At 27.2% G+C, this 14,844-nt stretch carries 17 protein-coding genes and 1 rRNA gene; 11 read left to right on the forward strand and 7 right to left on the reverse strand.

The annotated features are described in order from the left end of the window. Positions 1–6: 6 nt before the first annotated feature. A 16S ribosomal RNA gene (locus tag ADFLV_RS14610) occupies positions 7–1,524 on the reverse strand. A gap of 554 nt (positions 1,525–2,078) precedes the next feature. Between ADFLV_RS14610 and ADFLV_RS14615 the strand changes: the two genes are divergently transcribed. Both ADFLV_RS14615 and ADFLV_RS14620 read left to right on the forward strand, forming a co-directional pair. Continuing rightward, complete coding sequence (locus ADFLV_RS14615) at positions 2,079–2,780, forward strand: Bax inhibitor-1/YccA family protein (RefSeq protein ID WP_014475454.1); 702 nt, start codon at positions 2,079–2,081, stop codon at positions 2,778–2,780. Between the two features lie 25 nt (positions 2,781–2,805). Beyond that, complete coding sequence (locus tag ADFLV_RS14620) at positions 2,806–3,207, forward strand: thiamine-phosphate pyrophosphorylase (protein ID WP_129011827.1); 402 nt, start codon at positions 2,806–2,808, stop codon at positions 3,205–3,207. Here ADFLV_RS14620 and ADFLV_RS14625 read toward each other — a convergent pair. Further along, positions 3,159–3,851 carry a methyltransferase domain-containing protein gene (locus ADFLV_RS14625; protein ID WP_129011828.1) on the reverse strand — a complete coding sequence of 231 codons (693 nt, stop codon included), beginning with the start codon at positions 3,849–3,851 and terminating at the stop codon, positions 3,159–3,161. The genes ADFLV_RS14620 and ADFLV_RS14625 overlap by 49 nt on opposite strands. A 107-nt stretch (positions 3,852–3,958) precedes the next feature. Between ADFLV_RS14625 and secG the strand changes: the two genes are divergently transcribed. From secG to ADFLV_RS14660, 7 genes are read left to right on the forward strand one after another with little or no spacing between them, the layout of a single operon-like run. Continuing rightward, positions 3,959–4,312, forward strand: coding sequence for a preprotein translocase subunit SecG (secG, locus tag ADFLV_RS14630; RefSeq protein ID WP_014475457.1), 354 nt, complete (start codon positions 3,959–3,961; stop codon positions 4,310–4,312). An 18-nt stretch (positions 4,313–4,330) separates the two neighbouring features. Then, the gene (locus ADFLV_RS14635; protein WP_129011829.1) at positions 4,331–5,272 is read left to right on the forward strand and encodes a polysaccharide deacetylase family protein; all 942 of its coding nucleotides are present in this window, start codon (positions 4,331–4,333) and stop codon (positions 5,270–5,272) included. 10 nt (positions 5,273–5,282) lie between these two features. Then, positions 5,283–5,840, forward strand: a complete 558-nt coding sequence (gene frr, locus ADFLV_RS14640; protein WP_014475459.1) for a ribosome recycling factor — start codon at positions 5,283–5,285, stop codon at positions 5,838–5,840. 2 nt (positions 5,841–5,842) lie between these two features. Further along, positions 5,843–6,451, forward strand: coding sequence for an orotate phosphoribosyltransferase (gene pyrE / locus ADFLV_RS14645; RefSeq protein WP_129011830.1), 609 nt, complete (start codon positions 5,843–5,845; stop codon positions 6,449–6,451). After that, entirely contained in the window at positions 6,451–6,930 is a 480-nt protein-coding gene (locus tag ADFLV_RS14650; protein WP_014475461.1) for an RDD family protein, read from the forward strand. The genes pyrE and ADFLV_RS14650 overlap by 1 nt, the downstream gene beginning before the upstream one ends. Continuing rightward, positions 6,930–8,006 (forward strand): MFS transporter, encoded by a 1,077-nt coding sequence (locus tag ADFLV_RS14655; protein ID WP_129011831.1) that lies wholly within the window; start codon positions 6,930–6,932, stop codon positions 8,004–8,006. The genes ADFLV_RS14650 and ADFLV_RS14655 overlap by 1 nt, the downstream gene beginning before the upstream one ends. Before the next feature lie 28 nt (positions 8,007–8,034). Then, complete coding sequence (locus ADFLV_RS14660; RefSeq protein WP_129011832.1) at positions 8,035–9,837, forward strand: mechanosensitive ion channel domain-containing protein; 1,803 nt, start codon at positions 8,035–8,037, stop codon at positions 9,835–9,837. Positions 9,838–9,841: 4 nt separating this feature from the next. Here ADFLV_RS14660 and ADFLV_RS14665 read toward each other — a convergent pair whose 3' ends face one another. The 4 genes from ADFLV_RS14665 to ADFLV_RS14680 form a co-directional block, all read right to left on the reverse strand. Beyond that, on the reverse strand, positions 9,842–10,813 hold the full coding sequence (locus ADFLV_RS14665; protein ID WP_014475464.1) for a zinc transporter ZntB: 972 nt from the start codon (positions 10,811–10,813) through the stop codon (positions 9,842–9,844). An 8-nt stretch (positions 10,814–10,821) separates the two neighbouring features. Then, positions 10,822–11,562 (reverse strand): YaaA family protein, encoded by a 741-nt coding sequence (locus ADFLV_RS14670; protein ID WP_129011833.1) that lies wholly within the window; start codon positions 11,560–11,562, stop codon positions 10,822–10,824. Between the two features lie 8 nt (positions 11,563–11,570). Then, a complete protein-coding gene (locus ADFLV_RS14675; RefSeq protein ID WP_129011834.1) occupies positions 11,571–11,987 on the reverse strand; it encodes a YchJ family metal-binding protein in 417 nt (138 codons plus the stop codon). An 81-nt stretch (positions 11,988–12,068) separates the two neighbouring features. After that, the gene (locus ADFLV_RS14680) at positions 12,069–12,425 is read right to left on the reverse strand and encodes a ComEA family DNA-binding protein (RefSeq protein WP_014475467.1); all 357 of its coding nucleotides are present in this window, start codon (positions 12,423–12,425) and stop codon (positions 12,069–12,071) included. Positions 12,426–12,539: 114 nt separating this feature from the next. Here ADFLV_RS14680 and ADFLV_RS14685 point away from each other — a divergent pair, with 114 nt between their 5' ends. Both ADFLV_RS14685 and ADFLV_RS14690 read left to right on the forward strand, forming a co-directional pair. Beyond that, positions 12,540–12,935: a hypothetical protein gene (locus ADFLV_RS14685; protein WP_014475468.1), complete on the forward strand. Its 396-nt coding sequence runs from the start codon at positions 12,540–12,542 to the stop codon at positions 12,933–12,935. A gap of 117 nt (positions 12,936–13,052) precedes the next feature. Beyond that, positions 13,053–14,102 (forward strand): hypothetical protein, encoded by a 1,050-nt coding sequence (locus tag ADFLV_RS14690; RefSeq protein ID WP_129011835.1) that lies wholly within the window; start codon positions 13,053–13,055, stop codon positions 14,100–14,102. Between the two features lie 14 nt (positions 14,103–14,116). On the opposite strand, the gene ADFLV_RS14695 is transcribed toward ADFLV_RS14690, so the two are convergent. After that, positions 14,117–14,764, reverse strand: coding sequence for a Crp/Fnr family transcriptional regulator (locus ADFLV_RS14695; RefSeq protein ID WP_129011836.1), 648 nt, complete (start codon positions 14,762–14,764; stop codon positions 14,117–14,119). Positions 14,765–14,844 lie beyond the last annotated feature (80 nt).

The following is a 14,844-nucleotide window of genomic DNA, read 5'->3' on the forward strand; positions in this document are numbered from 1 at the left end:
TCTCTGAAAGGAGGTGATCCAACCGCAGGTTCTCCTACGGTTACCTTGTTACGACTTCACCCCAGTCGCTGAATCCACTGTGGAAGGTAGCTACTTTAGCATCCCCGCTTCGAATGAGTTCAACTCCCATGGTGTGACGGGCGGTGAGTACAAGACCCGGGAACGTATTCACCGTAGCATAGCTGATCTACGATTACTAGCGATTCCAACTTCATGTAGTCGAGTTGCAGACTACAATCCGAACTGGGAGATATTTTTGAGATTTGCTCCACATCACTGTATTGCTGCTCTTTGTATACCCCATTGTAGCACGTGTGTAGCCCTGGACGTAAGGGCCATGATGACTTGACGTCGTCCTCACCTTCCTCCTACTTGCGTAGGCAGTCTCATTAGAGTTCTCAGCCGAACTGTTAGCAACTAATGACGAGGGTTGCGCTCGTTGCGGGACTTAACCCAACATCTCACGACACGAGCTGACGACAGCCGTGCAGCACCTGTATATAAGTTTCTGCAAGCAGACACCAATCTATCTCTAGAAAGTTCTTACTATGTCAAGTCCAGGTAAGGTTCTTCGTGTATCGTCGAATTAAACCACATGCTCCACCGCTTGTGCGGGTCCCCGTCTATTCCTTTGAGTTTTAATCTTGCGACCGTACTCCCCAGGCGGTACACTTAATGTGTTAACTGCATTACTGCAAGGTCGAGCCTCACAACAACTAGTGTACATCGTTTAGGGCGTGGACTACCAGGGTATCTAATCCTGTTTGCTCCCCACGCTTTCGCGTCTCAGCGTCAATAATGTTCCAGTAGATCGCCTTCGCAATCGGTATTCCTTCTGATCTCTACGGATTTTACCCCTACACCAGAAATTCCATCTACCTCTCCCACATTCTAGGTATACAGTTTCAAAAGCAGTTCAATAGTTAAGCTATTGGATTTCACTTCTGACTTATATACCCGCCTACACGCTCTTTACGCCCAGTGATTCCGAGTAACGCTTGCACCCTCCGTATTACCGCGGCTGCTGGCACGGAGTTAGCCGGTGCTTATTCATATAGTACCGTCATTATCTTCCTATATAAAAGGAGTTTACGCACCGAAATGTGTCATCCTCCACGCGGCGTTGCTGCATCAGACTTTCGTCCATTGTGCAATATTCCCCACTGCTGCCTCCCGTAGGAGTCTGGACCGTGTCTCAGTTCCAGTGTGACTGATCATCCTCTCAAACCAGTTAGGCGTCATTGCCTTGGTGAGCCATTACCTCACCAACAAGCTGATACCATACAGACCCATCCTCTAGCACTAAAGCGTTTCCCTTGCATACTTATGTATTAAAGGCATATAGGGCATTAGCAGACGTTTCCATCTGTTATTCCTTTCTAGAGGGCAGGTTATCTATACATTACTCACCCGTGCGCCACTTAGCTGACAATTATAGCAAGCTATAATCCGTTCTCGTTCGACTTGCATGTGTTAAGCACGCCGCCAGCGTTCACTCTGAGCCAGGATCAAACTCTCCATAAATTATAGAGCTTTTGAAACTGACAAATTTTATAACTCTTCAATTACAAAATTATCACTCAAATTTTATAGACAAGCATTTGTTTTACCAAATTCTCTTGTTTTTATATTTTTATTTAACATTTATTCTTATTTTTAATCTAAACAAACATAGATTTTTATAAGAGTCTCATATTCGGTTTATAAAGATTACTTTACAAACGTTTATAATTATTTTTAAAGATCATTCCCTCTCGATTGAAGCGTATCTCTTCTCACTTTTCGTTTGAAGCGTTCCAGTCAAATTGGACGGGAATTATAATAGATTTTTATTAGCTTGTCAATACCTTAACGCTGAAATGTAGCTTAAATTTTTAAATTTATCCTCTTTTTATCACTTTTACTTCTTTTTACTATCTTTTTATCGCTTTTTCTTGGGTTTTTCTTGGGTTTTCATTATTTTATGTTATTTATTAATCATCTATTTACTTTTCTTGTTTAATATATATGCTTAAATATAACTATAATATTTCAAACTTATGTTATATTATTAGTAAATTATAAAAAAGGAAAGAAAAATGTATAATAGAGATTATCTATCAAATCAATCATCTCAATATGCACAAGAATCATCTCAAGTTCAATTAATGAGCTTTTTAAAAGCAACTTATCAATTATTTGCTGGTTCATTATTAGCAGCAACAGCTGGTGCATATATTGGATTAGGAATTGTTTCTATATTAATGGGACCAATGAAATGGGTTCTATTTGCAATTGAACTTGGATTAATATTTTTTGTTATTCCAAGAGTAAAACATACTCCAGGCGTTAATTTAGCTGTATTATTTGCATTTACATTTATTACAGGATTAACAATTGCTCCATTATTAGCTTCAATTTTTGCAATGCCTAGTGGTGCATCTATTGTTGGTCAAGCATTTTTAATGACTTCTGTTGCATTTGGTGGAATTTCAATGTTCGCAATGACAACTAAAAGAGATTTTTCTGCTATGGGGAAATTTTTATTTATTGCTTTAATCATTATGATTGTTGCTGGTATCTCAAATATCTTCATTCAATCTTCAATGATGCAATTAGCAATAGCTAGTGTGGGAGCATTATTATTCTCAGCATTCATATTATATGATACACAAAACATTATCAAAGGTAATTATGATTCACCTATTGAAGCAGCATTATCTTTATATTTAGATTTCTTTAATCTATTTATTTCATTATTACAAATTCTTGGAATTATGAATAGTGGAGACAGAGAGTAAGACTTTTTGTCTTACTCCATTTTTTATGACAAATACTTTAAGACTTATTGATGCCAATTTAAATAGATTACGAGAAGGTATTCGAGTAGTTGAAGATATCTTTAGATATATGTACAATGATAAAGAAACTGCTTTAAAATTAAAATCCCTTAGACATTTAGCAAGATTAGATAACTATATAGAATTACTTGAAACAAGAGATGTAAAAAATGATGTTTTAAGAAGTTCAATAAAAAGTGAACAAAATCGAACTGATTTATATTCAATATTAATTGCAAATTTTAAAAGAGCTCAAGAAAGTGCTAGAGTTTTAGAAGAATTTACAAAATTAACTTCAATAAAAGATAGTGAAAATTTCAAATATATAAGATATGAACTTTATAATTTAGAAATTGTTTTAACAAAAATCACTTCAAATTCTAAATAATTATAAGGATACTCTTTATATAGTTTTTTTGAATCACTATAAGAAAGAGATTTCTCTCCACTTACACCTGATTTTTTTATATAATCAAATAAACCTTTTTTATTATCAAATTCTAATTTATATAATATAGTTTCAAATTCACAATTAAAAAATTTTAAGAATGAATTTTTTATAGAATCTTCATCTAATATAGGTGATTTAGTATTTGTAATTTCCTGAATTGTTTTAAATGTATTTGATGTAAATAAAACTGCATTAATCTCTTTAGTTATAGATGAAAGCTGTTCTATTATTCTTGATAAATTATTTGACCATTGAAGAGCTGAAGATGACAACACAATGTCATAACTGTCATTTTTAATTTCATTGATAAACTCATCAGTATCAAAATTTAGACATTTAACTTCTATATTATTTGCTTTTGGATGTAATTCACACATTGAAGATGAAGCATCTATTGCTTTATAAAATTCAACTTCCCATGAAATGTGATTAAAAACCTGACCTGAACCACAACCTAATTCTAAAATTCTTTTTGGTTGAAATTTTAATTCACGAACAAGAGATTTTGCAACAATTTGTTGAATGATATTATGATTTTTATACTCGTTTGCGTATTTTGAGAATTGATTTTTTACTGACAATTTTACTCTTTATAAAATGACTGAAATCATGTTTTAAAATTCATTTTAACTTAATTTTAATAAGTATTAGATAAAATGATTACCATTTTTTAAAAAGGAAATAGATAATGACATCTACACTTTTAATCGTTCAGTTTGTTTTAGCAATCTTATTAACTATAATCATTTTACTTCAAAAAAGCTCAAGCATTGGTCTTGGAGCATATAGTGGAAGTAATGATTCATTATTTGGTGCTAAAGGTCCAGCAAATTTCTTAACAAAAGCTACAATGGCTTTAGGATTAGTTTTTGTTATAAATACTGTTGCATTAGGATATTTATATAATCAACAAAGAAATCAAAGTGCTGTTGACACAATAAAAACTGATTCTTTAATCCCAACAACACCAACAACTCAAACTGATTCAGCTCCTGCTGCTCCAACAGCAACACCTGTTCCAACAGCTCCTGAAAATAAATAATACAAAGAATAAAGAAATATGAAGTATTTCTTACTTCTTTGTTTATCTTATCTTTATTTAAATGCAAATGCTCATGTTTTTGTTTACCATCGATTTGGTGATTCAAAACATGAAAGTACAAATACATCTTTACAAGAATTAAAAAAAGAGTTTGAATATTTCAAAACTAATAATTATAAAGTTGTAACTGTTTCAAAAATTGTTGAGAAACTAAAAAATAAAGAAAAAATACCAGATAATTGGATTGCATTTACAATTGATGACGCGTACAAAAGTTTTTATCAAAATGGTTTAGAATTATTTAAAAAATATAACTATCCATTTACTCTTTTTGTTTATGTTGAAGCAACTCAAAAAAAATATCCTGATTTTATGACTTGGGATGAAATAAAAGAGGCTTCAAAATATGGAGAGATTGAACTTCACTCATATTCACATAAGCAACTTGTAAAATTAACTAATGAAGAAATTAATAAAGATACTAATTTAGCATTAGAAATATTTGAAAAGAATTTAGGATTTAAACCAAAAGCATACTCTTATCCTTATGGTGAATATGATGAAAGAGTAAAAAAAGAGATAAAAAATTTTGGTTTTGAATATATTATGAATCAAAATAATGGTTCAGTAAATGAAAAAAGTGATTTATTCGATTTAAATAGAATAGCACTTGTTGGAAAAATAAATTTAGAAGAGAAGATAAAATATAAAACTCTTGAAGCAAACTGGATAGAACCTCAAGTTTATCCAAAAGATGGAATACTAAAACATGTAAAAGTTGAAGTAAATAAAGATATAAAAGATGCAAAATTGTTTATATCAACTTATGGATGGCAAGATATCAAAGTTAAAAATGGTATAATAGATATCAAATTAGATAAAAAACTAAATCTAAATAGAAATAGAATAGCTATAAGTACTGACTATTACACTATTTCAAATAAATTACTAATCAAATAAAGGAGAATAAATGTTAGAAGAAGTATATGCTCAAACTAAAGAACATATGGACAAAGCTATCGATGCATTAAAAAGAGATTACAAATCTTTAAGAACGGGAAAAGTTAGCACAAATATTTTAGATGGTATTAAAGTTGATTATTATGGAACACCTACTGATTTAAGTCAAGTTGGTTCTGTTTTAGCACCAGATGCTACAACTATTACTATTAGCCCATGGGAAAAAAATCTTTTAGGACCAATTGAAAAAGCTATTCAAACTGCAAATATTGGTGTTAATCCAAATAATGACGGTGTAATTATTAAACTATTCTTCCCACCAATGACTGTTGAACAAAGACAAGAAACAGCTAAACAAGCTAAAGGTATGACTGATCATGCAAAAGTTGCAATTAGAAATATCAGACAAAATTCTAATACGAAAATCAAAAATCTGTTAAAAGATAAAGCTATTACTGAAGATGAAAGTAAAAAAGCTCAAGACGAAATTCAAAAAATCACTGATTCTTATGTTTTAAAAGCTGATGATACATTCAAAGCTAAAGAAGCTGAAATTTTAAAAGTATAATCATGAACGTAGCACAAATATATAAAGACGCTTCTGCCCTACTTGAAGGTCATTTTAAATTAAGTAGTGGAAATCATTCAAAATTTTATTTACAATCTGCAAAAGTTTTAGAAGATCCTAAAACTGCTAAATTATTAGCTGATGCACTTGCAGAACAGATAAAAAAATCTGGATTAAAAATTGATGCTGTTTGTTCTCCTGCACTTGGTGGATTAATAGCTGGATTTGCACTTGCAACTGCACTTGATGTAAGATTTATTTTTGCTGAAAGAGCTGATGGTGAAATGACTATTAGAAGAGGTTTTGAAGTAAAAGAAGGTGAAACTTATATCGTTTGTGAAGATATTATCACAACTGGTGGAAGTGCACTTGAAGCTGCACGTGAAATCGAAAAAGCTGGTGGAATTGTAGTTGCTTATGCTGCTTTAGCAAATAGAGGTTTCTGTGAAAGAGTTGGAAGTTCTATTGAAAGAAAAGACAACTGTAAATTACCTTTAGATAAACCACTTTTTGCTTTAGAAGATTTTGCATTTGAAATGTATTCTCCTGAAGAGTGTCCTATGTGTAAAGAAGGAAGTATTGCTTACAAACCAGGAAGCAGAGGAAACTAATGTCTAAATGGAGAGATGTAAAACATAATAAAGTTCAAAATAAAACAAATGAACTTAAAACTAAATCATTAAAAAGTGATTTAACATCTCTTCCTTCTAGATTTAAAGCATTTTTAACAGATGCTTTTTTGATTACAACTCCAATCACATACATTGTTATGTATCTAATTTTAGGTGGAGGCACTGCCTTTGCTGAAAATAGAGTTTTAGGTTGGAGTCTGATTTTAGGTGTTAGTGCATTTATAATTGTCTTTTTTTGGTATGTAAAATCTCAAACACCTGGAATGAAAGCTTATGGAATGAAAATAGTTAATTCTTTAACAAAACAAAGAGTTTCATTTTTTCAAGTTTTTATTAGATATTTTGCAACTTTATTTGCAATTATCTCTTTCTTCTTACTTTTTGTTCCTTATTTCAACAAAGATAAAAAAACTTTTCAAGATATAATTTCTAACACTACTATAATTAACGAAAAATAATGCTTTTTTTTAATCTTTCAGCATTTTATTTTTTTTATTTTGCTGCTGTTGGTGTTTATATAATATTTTTACCAAAGGTACTTCATGATATTGGATATAGTACTTTTGATATAGGTATTATTTTTGCCCTTGCACCTTTAATGAGATTTATTACACCTTTTTTATTTTTAAAACATATTAAACTTGATCAAAAGATGTTTAAATCTGCACTTTATATTTCAGTATTTTCATCTGCATGTTTTTATTTAACTATTGAGAACTTTTTTCTTTTTATGATAAACAATGCTATTTTAGCTGCTTGTTTATCTTTGATTTTACCTTACCTTGAAGTTACAGCAATTTCTACATTAGGAAAAGAGAAGTATGGAAAATCAAGACTTTATGGTTCTATTGGATTTATGATAATTTCTTTAGTTTTAGCAAAATTTTTAACTCAACCATTTATTGCTATTCATTACTATTTAGTTTTAAATGTTTTAACTGTTATATTTGCCCTTTTACTTTTAAAATATGATGTACAAAAAGTTGAAAGTGAAAATAAAGAACCTTTTTCTTTTTTAAAATATTGGCCACTTTGGATTAGTCTATTTTTCATGCAAATGAGTTTTGGAGGTTTTTATAACTTCTTTACTATTTATGAAACGGAACACAATATCTCATTAGAAATGACTTCATATTTATGGTCTTTTGGAGTAATTTGTGAAATTCTAATGTTATATTTCCAAGCACCTCTACTAAAAAACAATCTTTTAAATCTTATAAAAATTTGTGTTGGAATAACTATAGTTAGATGGTTTTTATTATATTTATATCCTGATTCATTAACAATTACATTTTTCACTCAATCACTTCATGCCTTTTCATTTGGACTTTATCACAGTACAGTAATTATTTATTTATATACACTTTATGAAAATAAAAAATTAGCTCAACAATTTATGTATGGTGTTGCATATGGCTTAGGTGGATTTATTGGTGCATTTGTTGCAGGTGCAGTTTATGGAGAATTTTTATTTTTATTTAGTGCATTATTTGCTCTTTTATCTTTTATTTCACTATATTTCATAAAAAAATAGTAAAATTCCATTTTTTAAAAGGATTATAATGAGAATAGTATTTTTGATTTTATTTTTAATTTCAAATATTTTTGCAATTGCAATAGATAAAAGTTGGTATGAAGGAACTAATGAAAATTTAGATAAGTTATATCAAGATCAAATAAAAAAAATTGATTCTTTAAAAACAACTGCTTCACAAGAAGAAAAAGAGCAACTTGATTATCAAAATCTACTCCTAAAAAAACTCTCAAATTTTATAAAACAAGATAATCAATTTACATTAAAAGATGTGGTTCAAATCGAAAATTTAGATGATTATATAAAAAAAATCAAAGATTATTTGAAAATTGAATCAGATTTTACAAATAAAAAAGATGAATATGAAGAGACATCTAAGAAAATTGAAATTTTAGAAGAACAAATCAGTAAATTAACAGAAAAAGATGCTTATCCCACTATAAATTCTCAACTCTTATATGCCTTTTATATTTTAAAAAATAAACAAAATAAAACTATTATAGAAGAGTATATAAAATATCAAAAGAATTTTAAGAAGAAACTATTAGATAGTTTAAATAGTCTAAAAATTGTGACAAATGAAGATTTAGCAATAAAGTTATCAAAAATAGAAACTAACTATAATCAAATATTAAAGGAAGAAAAAAGATTATTATTAGCTTTAGATAAAGCTCAAATAAGTGAAAATGAATCAAAAATCAATTCTTTAGAAAATGATATTAATCAACTTAAAAATGAAAAATCAAAAGTTATTGACAATATAATTTATACAAAGATTGAAGAGTTATTACCATCTTTAAAAAATAAAAAATCACAATATTTTGATTTTAGTAAAAATTTACAGGAATTTATTCAATCTAGTAATGAAGATTACAGCTCTTTAATTGAGTTATTAAAATATTTATCAAGGGAACATCTAGGAGTTACAAAAACAACTTTTGCTGATACAAAAGAAAGTTTTATTGATATGATTAAATATACATGGCAAGAGATAAATAATCCTGTTATTCCTATTGGAGAAGGTATTTCTATTTTTGCAATTACAAAATTCTTGTTAATTTTTATAATTGGATTTTCAATTGCAACATTTTATAAAAGAAAAATTTCAAATGCAACTACACACTATTTGAAAACAACTTCTATTGCAACAAGAACAATGCTTGCAAATCTTGGATATTACTTTTTAGTTGCTATTACTTTTATCTTTGGATTAAATGCAATTGGAATAGATTTATCATCTCTTACTATTTTAGTTGGGGCATTATCAGTTGGTATTGGATTTGGCTTACAAAATATAGTTTCAAATTTTATTTCTGGAATTATTTTGATATTTGAGAAATCTATTCAAGTTGGTCACATTATAGAGATTGAAGCTGGATTAAGAGGAAAAGTGACACAAATAAATATGAGAAGTAGTGTTATTACTACTTTTGATAATATTGATATTATCATTCCCAACTCAACCCTTATCCAAAATAATGTAATAAATCTTACATTTTCAGATGATATTAGAAGATTAAATGTTCCTTTTGGAGTAGCTTATGGCTCGAATATTGAAGAAGTTATAAAAATAATTCTAAAATCTTTACAAAATAGTTCATTAATGTATATACGAAGTAGCCCTGAAAAAATGGCAAAAGTTAGAATGACAGGGATGAATGCAAGTTCGATTGATTTTGAGTTACTTGTTTGGATTAGTGAAAATCCTGATGAGAATGGTGTTGGTTCATCAAATATGTCAGATTTTTTAATATTTATTTATAATACTTTACAAGAACATAAAATAGAAATACCTTTTCCACAAATGGATGTTCATTTAAGAAGAAATTAGATTTTTAAATCCATTTCTTCTTTTTAAAAATTATAAATTGAATAGTAACAACGATAATCAATAAAAAAGAGAATATTAAAAAAGCATTATCATCTTTTGCACCAGGAATTCCACCTATATTTATACCTAAAAGTCCAGTTAAAAATGTAAGTGGTAAAAAAATTGCAGAAATGATAGATAATACATACATCTTTCTGTTCATCTGCTCACTTACACTGTTTGCTAACTCTTCTTGAATCAAAATTACTTTATCGCGAATTGTATCTAACTCTTCAATATGTCTCATAAGTTGGTCATTTGTCTCTCGTAATTCTATTCTTTGATATTCATCTATCCAAGATATTTTTTCATTATATAATTTGATTAAAGCATCTTTTTGAGGAGATAAATATCTTTTTAGAATTATTGTTTCTCGTCTTATTGCTAAAATTTCGCTTCTAAATTCTGCGTCAAAATTTTCTATCAAAATCTCTTCTAAAAAATCTGTTCGTTCTTGTATTTGATCAATAACATCATCCATTCTATCAGTAACTCTTAGTGTTAATTCAACTAAAAATTCTGAAGAACTTTTAACTCCTGAACCTTTTTTTAGATTATCAATTATTTCACCAACAGATAATAAATTTCTTTTTCTTGTACTTATTATTAAATTTGGTGAAATAAATAATCTAATAGAAATCATATCTTCAGGTTTAGAATTTGGATTTAGATTCACACCTCTTAATGCAATCAACAAAGCTTCACCTAAAACTGTTGTTCTAGGTCTTGTTTCTTCTGTTAGAAGTGCATCAATAGCAACTGAATCTATTCCACTTTTATCTGTTATCCACTCTTTTGCTTCATTGCTTGAATAATCAAAATGTACCCATAATATTTTATTTGTTGAATCAACATTATTTAATTCTTCATAACTTAATTCTAAAGCACCACCCTCTTTATCTAATAAAAAAGCTTGCATTGGACTATCAAAAATCATTTTTCACCTTAAATAATAGAATAAACTATTTCAGTTTTTAATTTCTGTTTTTTTATCTCTTGGATTTTTAAATTTTCTATTTGCATATTCATAAGTTCGTCTATTGTTTTTATCTCATTTTTTGCAAGAAGTTTTAAAATTATTCCTCGATATGCTTTAGCCCAATGACTTACAACTTTTCCATCTTTTATAAATTTCATTGTTGTATATGGTTTATCTATTTTGTAAAATTTTTCGTAAAACCCTGCTCTTAAATCAATAATATCTTCATTTTCTAAATATTCATCTAAAACTTTTGAAAAATTATCCATATAGAATTTCTCTATTTTTAAGCTATCAAATGTTTCACCTTGTTTTAATTTATAATCAGGAAGTCCACTATTTCCAGCACTTAAAGGTCCAAAAAGATTTGAAAAGATTATCACATTTTCATCTATATAACTTTTTTCTTCTTTATTTAATTTTCCATATTCCAAATAATCAAATGCAACACCTTCATATCTTTCTACTACTTTCATTGTTGGTGTTTCAAAAATATCTTTTTTATATTGTTCAAGTACATCATCTTTTTTTGTTCCAAAAAGTTTTATTAGTTCATCTTTTGTTGCTTTTTTTATAAAACTATTATAAGCGTTTACTATTTGCATTCTTTTTTCAAAAAGTTCTGGAAAAATAAAAGAATTATTATCAAATTTTGTTGTAATTCCACCAGAATTTTTTGTTTCACTTGGAGAAAAAAGTATTTTCATATCTATCCTTAGTTTAAAAAATTTCCATCTACATATTTCCAAATACCTTCAACTTTTAAAAATCTGCTTTTTTCGATAAATGAAATATCTTCTTTACCTTGAATAAGTGTAGCTTTAAAAGTTACAAAACTCTCTATTTCATCATCAATAAACTCTAAGATTTCTAGCTTTTTAAATTCTGTATTATTTGAAAAATTTAAAATATCTTTACTCCAAGATTTTATCTCTATTGTAAAATCAGGATTATTTTCATGAGTTGTAAAAATAATATAATCACTATTAGATACAGCAAAAGCAGAAAATCTTGATTTCATAAGTTCAAGTGCAGTTTTTGGAAAAGTTATTTTGTCATGGAAAAGTTTACAACACTTTTTATATTTTTTTAAACTTCCACAAGGACAAAAATCATTGACAGAGAATTTCAAAATTTACCTTTTTATAATTTTTAAAAGATTCTATCATAAATGTAGTAAAAAAATTAAAGTAGGTTTCCCTACTCTAACTTTCTATTTTTGAAGAGTTTTAATCGCTTTTTCTTCTACTTTTTTATTAAGTTTTTCTTTACTTTCTTTTAACTCTTTTTTCTTTTCTTTTTTTGTTTCTTCAAATGTTTTTTCAGCTTTATCTTTTACTGTTACATTTTTTTCAACATTTGTAACTATACTATCTCCAAAACCTTTGATATTTTTTAAATCTTCAGGAGATTTTATCTTATTTGTTTTTCTATATTCGATTATTTGTTCAGCTTTTTTCTCACCAATTCCTTTGATACTCATAAGTTCTTCTTTACTTGCTGTTTGTAAATTTATTGCACCAAACAATAAACTTCCACATAATGCAAATAATGCAACAATTTTTTTCATATTTTCTCCTTGAAATAATTTTTTAAATTATATAATAAAACATTATAATTTCTTATTAAATAAATTCTTATATATAATTATGCTAATCTAAAAACAAAATTTAAAAGGTGAAAAATGAATCAAATGCCTCCTGAGATTATCTCAAATATTGTTTCTATTATTCTTGTTGTAATTTTAGTTGTTTCTTATTTAAGACATAAAAAAAGAATTGATGTTATAAAAAAACTTGATGAGTTAAAAACAGAAAAAAAATTAACTCAAGAAGATAAAAATTATATAACTCAAAATGAAAAAGAATACAAAGAAAAAAGTGAAAAAACTGAAATTTTTGCAAAATTCTTAACTCCTGTTTTTATTTTAATTTCTGGAATTTTATTTATATATTTACCTTTGACAGAAGCAATGATACATTTCAATGTAATTATAGTTGCAATTATATATGTTCAACTAAATAGAATAAATAAAAAGAATACTTATATATTATTAAAAGAATTAAAAAAAGATGCATGAAATTGAAAAATAATAGAACAAATTCAAATATCTCTTTATTCGAGGCAAAATAAATATAATTGACAATTTTTTATTTTTGTTATACAATTCTTAATATTAGTTTAAAAAGGATTTATTATGATTATAAAAAATTCTCAAATTTTGCTTAGTTCTCAATCACAATATGCTTTTAAACATTCATCAAGTACAAGTGTACAATTACATTATGGGGAAAAAACTCAAGATGAAAAACAAACAAATCAAGCATTTGTCTTAAATTTCCAACAAGCTTATGCTTCTTCTATTCAATATGAACGTGTTGCATATAATTATGAAGATAATATGAGTTTGGAAGATAGAATAAAAAAGTTAATAATTGAAAAACTTCTTGAACGTTTAAATAATGAAAAAAAAGTATCTTTATATCCAAATAAAAAGATTGTTTCTAATCTTAAAGAAAATATAACTATGCCTTTAAATCCATATAAAGATAACCAAAAAACCCTAGAACTCAAAGCTATGGTTTTTCAAACACAAGAAAACTACTATCAAAAACAAAGTGTTGATTTTTCTGCTTCTGTTAAGTTCCAAACACCAAATAATACTTATGAAATGAATCTAAATATCTCATTTTCAAAAGAATTATATGAAGCAAGTTCTTCTCAAATAATAATAGGAGATAAAAATTTTGTTGATCCATTGATTATAAATTATGGAGAAGATATCAATCCTTTTGAAAATATTAGTTCATTACGATTTGCCTTTGATTTAGATAATAATGGTGAAACAGAGATGATTCCATATCTAAAAAATGGTGCAGGATTTTTAGCTTTGGATAAGAACGATAATGGAAGTATAGACAATGGAAGTGAACTTTTTGGTCCAAAAACTAATAATGGATTTAAAGAACTTGCTATGTATGATAGCGACAATAACAATTTCATAGATGAAAATGATATGATTTTTAATAAATTAAAGATCTGGAGTATTGATGAATCTGGAAATAGTTCACTTATTTCTCTTTTAGATGCTAATGTTGGAGCTATTTATTTAGGTGATGTACAAAGTGGATTTTCATATCAAAATAGTATTGAATCAAAACAAGCTGTTCAAAAAAGTAATGGTATTTTTATAAAAGAAGATGGTTCAGGATTGGGAGTTGTAAATTCTATTGATATAGTAGTTTAAAAAACTACTATATTTTAGTTATTTATATAATTTTTTAATTTTTCATGGTTTAAAATTTTTATGTAACCTTTATCATTTTGAATAATATTATCTTTTTTTAATTTTGCAAGTTTTCTTGAGAATGTTTCAGGAGTTATATTTAAAATTTGAGCGATTTTTACTTGTTTTAGATTTATCAAAATTGCTTCATTATCATATAAAAATTTTGCAATTTTTTCTAAACTATTTGAACTGATATTATAGTTTATAAAGCTCTCAAGAGCTTTTATTTTTTTTGTTAAAGATTTAATAAAAAACATTGATATTTCAGGTTTTAATAAGAACTCTTTTTTAAATTTATCATAATCAATTAATAATACTTCTGCTTTAGTTTCAAAAGAACAATTTGCAGGAAATTTCAATTCTTCATAATTTACAATTTCTGCAATCAAAGATGGTCCCATTAGATTATGGATAATTACTTCATTATCTTTATGATCATAAGTATAAAGTTTGGCTATTCCTTTTAAAAGGAGATGAAGATATTTTGCTTCATCTCCTTTATAAAATAAAATTTCATCTTTATTGAAATATTTTTTTATAGAAATTTCTTTTAATCGTAATAAGTCAGTTTCATTTAGAAAATTAAAGAAAGAAAAATCTTCTAACGTTTTATTTATCATTTGTACTCTTTTCTTGATTATCATCAATGTTTAATTCTGTATTTTATGTAAATATTTCAAAAAAGAAAATTAATTAAGAT

Source organism: Arcobacter defluvii, from assembly GCF_013201725.1.
Lineage (GTDB): Bacteria > Campylobacterota > Campylobacteria > Campylobacterales > Arcobacteraceae > Aliarcobacter > Aliarcobacter defluvii.

What these genes read in the sequence shown, in the direction of transcription:
- ADFLV_RS14685 (WP_014475468.1), top strand. Translation starts at nt 12,540, where the DNA reads ATGAATCAAATGCCTCCTGAGATTATCTCAAATATTGTTTCTATTATT.
- secG (WP_014475457.1), top strand. Translation starts at nt 3,959, where the DNA reads ATGACATCTACACTTTTAATCGTTCAGTTTGTTTTAGCAATCTTATTA.
- pyrE (WP_129011830.1), top strand. Translation starts at nt 5,843, where the DNA reads ATGAACGTAGCACAAATATATAAAGACGCTTCTGCCCTACTTGAAGGT.
- ADFLV_RS14695 (WP_129011836.1), bottom strand. Translation starts at nt 14,764, where the DNA reads ATGATAAATAAAACGTTAGAAGATTTTTCTTTCTTTAATTTTCTAAAT.
- ADFLV_RS14680 (WP_014475467.1), bottom strand. Translation starts at nt 12,425, where the DNA reads ATGAAAAAAATTGTTGCATTATTTGCATTATGTGGAAGTTTATTGTTT.
- ADFLV_RS14690 (WP_129011835.1), top strand. Translation starts at nt 13,053, where the DNA reads ATGATTATAAAAAATTCTCAAATTTTGCTTAGTTCTCAATCACAATAT.
- ADFLV_RS14670 (WP_129011833.1), bottom strand. Translation starts at nt 11,562, where the DNA reads ATGAAAATACTTTTTTCTCCAAGTGAAACAAAAAATTCTGGTGGAATT.
- ADFLV_RS14635 (WP_129011829.1), top strand. Translation starts at nt 4,331, where the DNA reads ATGAAGTATTTCTTACTTCTTTGTTTATCTTATCTTTATTTAAATGCA.
- ADFLV_RS14665 (WP_014475464.1), bottom strand. Translation starts at nt 10,813, where the DNA reads ATGATTTTTGATAGTCCAATGCAAGCTTTTTTATTAGATAAAGAGGGT.
- ADFLV_RS14660 (WP_129011832.1), top strand. Translation starts at nt 8,035, where the DNA reads ATGAGAATAGTATTTTTGATTTTATTTTTAATTTCAAATATTTTTGCA.
- ADFLV_RS14655 (WP_129011831.1), top strand. Translation starts at nt 6,930, where the DNA reads ATGCTTTTTTTTAATCTTTCAGCATTTTATTTTTTTTATTTTGCTGCT.
- ADFLV_RS14620 (WP_129011827.1), top strand. Translation starts at nt 2,806, where the DNA reads ATGACAAATACTTTAAGACTTATTGATGCCAATTTAAATAGATTACGA.
- ADFLV_RS14650 (WP_014475461.1), top strand. Translation starts at nt 6,451, where the DNA reads ATGTCTAAATGGAGAGATGTAAAACATAATAAAGTTCAAAATAAAACA.
- frr (WP_014475459.1), top strand. Translation starts at nt 5,283, where the DNA reads ATGTTAGAAGAAGTATATGCTCAAACTAAAGAACATATGGACAAAGCT.
- ADFLV_RS14615 (WP_014475454.1), top strand. Translation starts at nt 2,079, where the DNA reads ATGTATAATAGAGATTATCTATCAAATCAATCATCTCAATATGCACAA.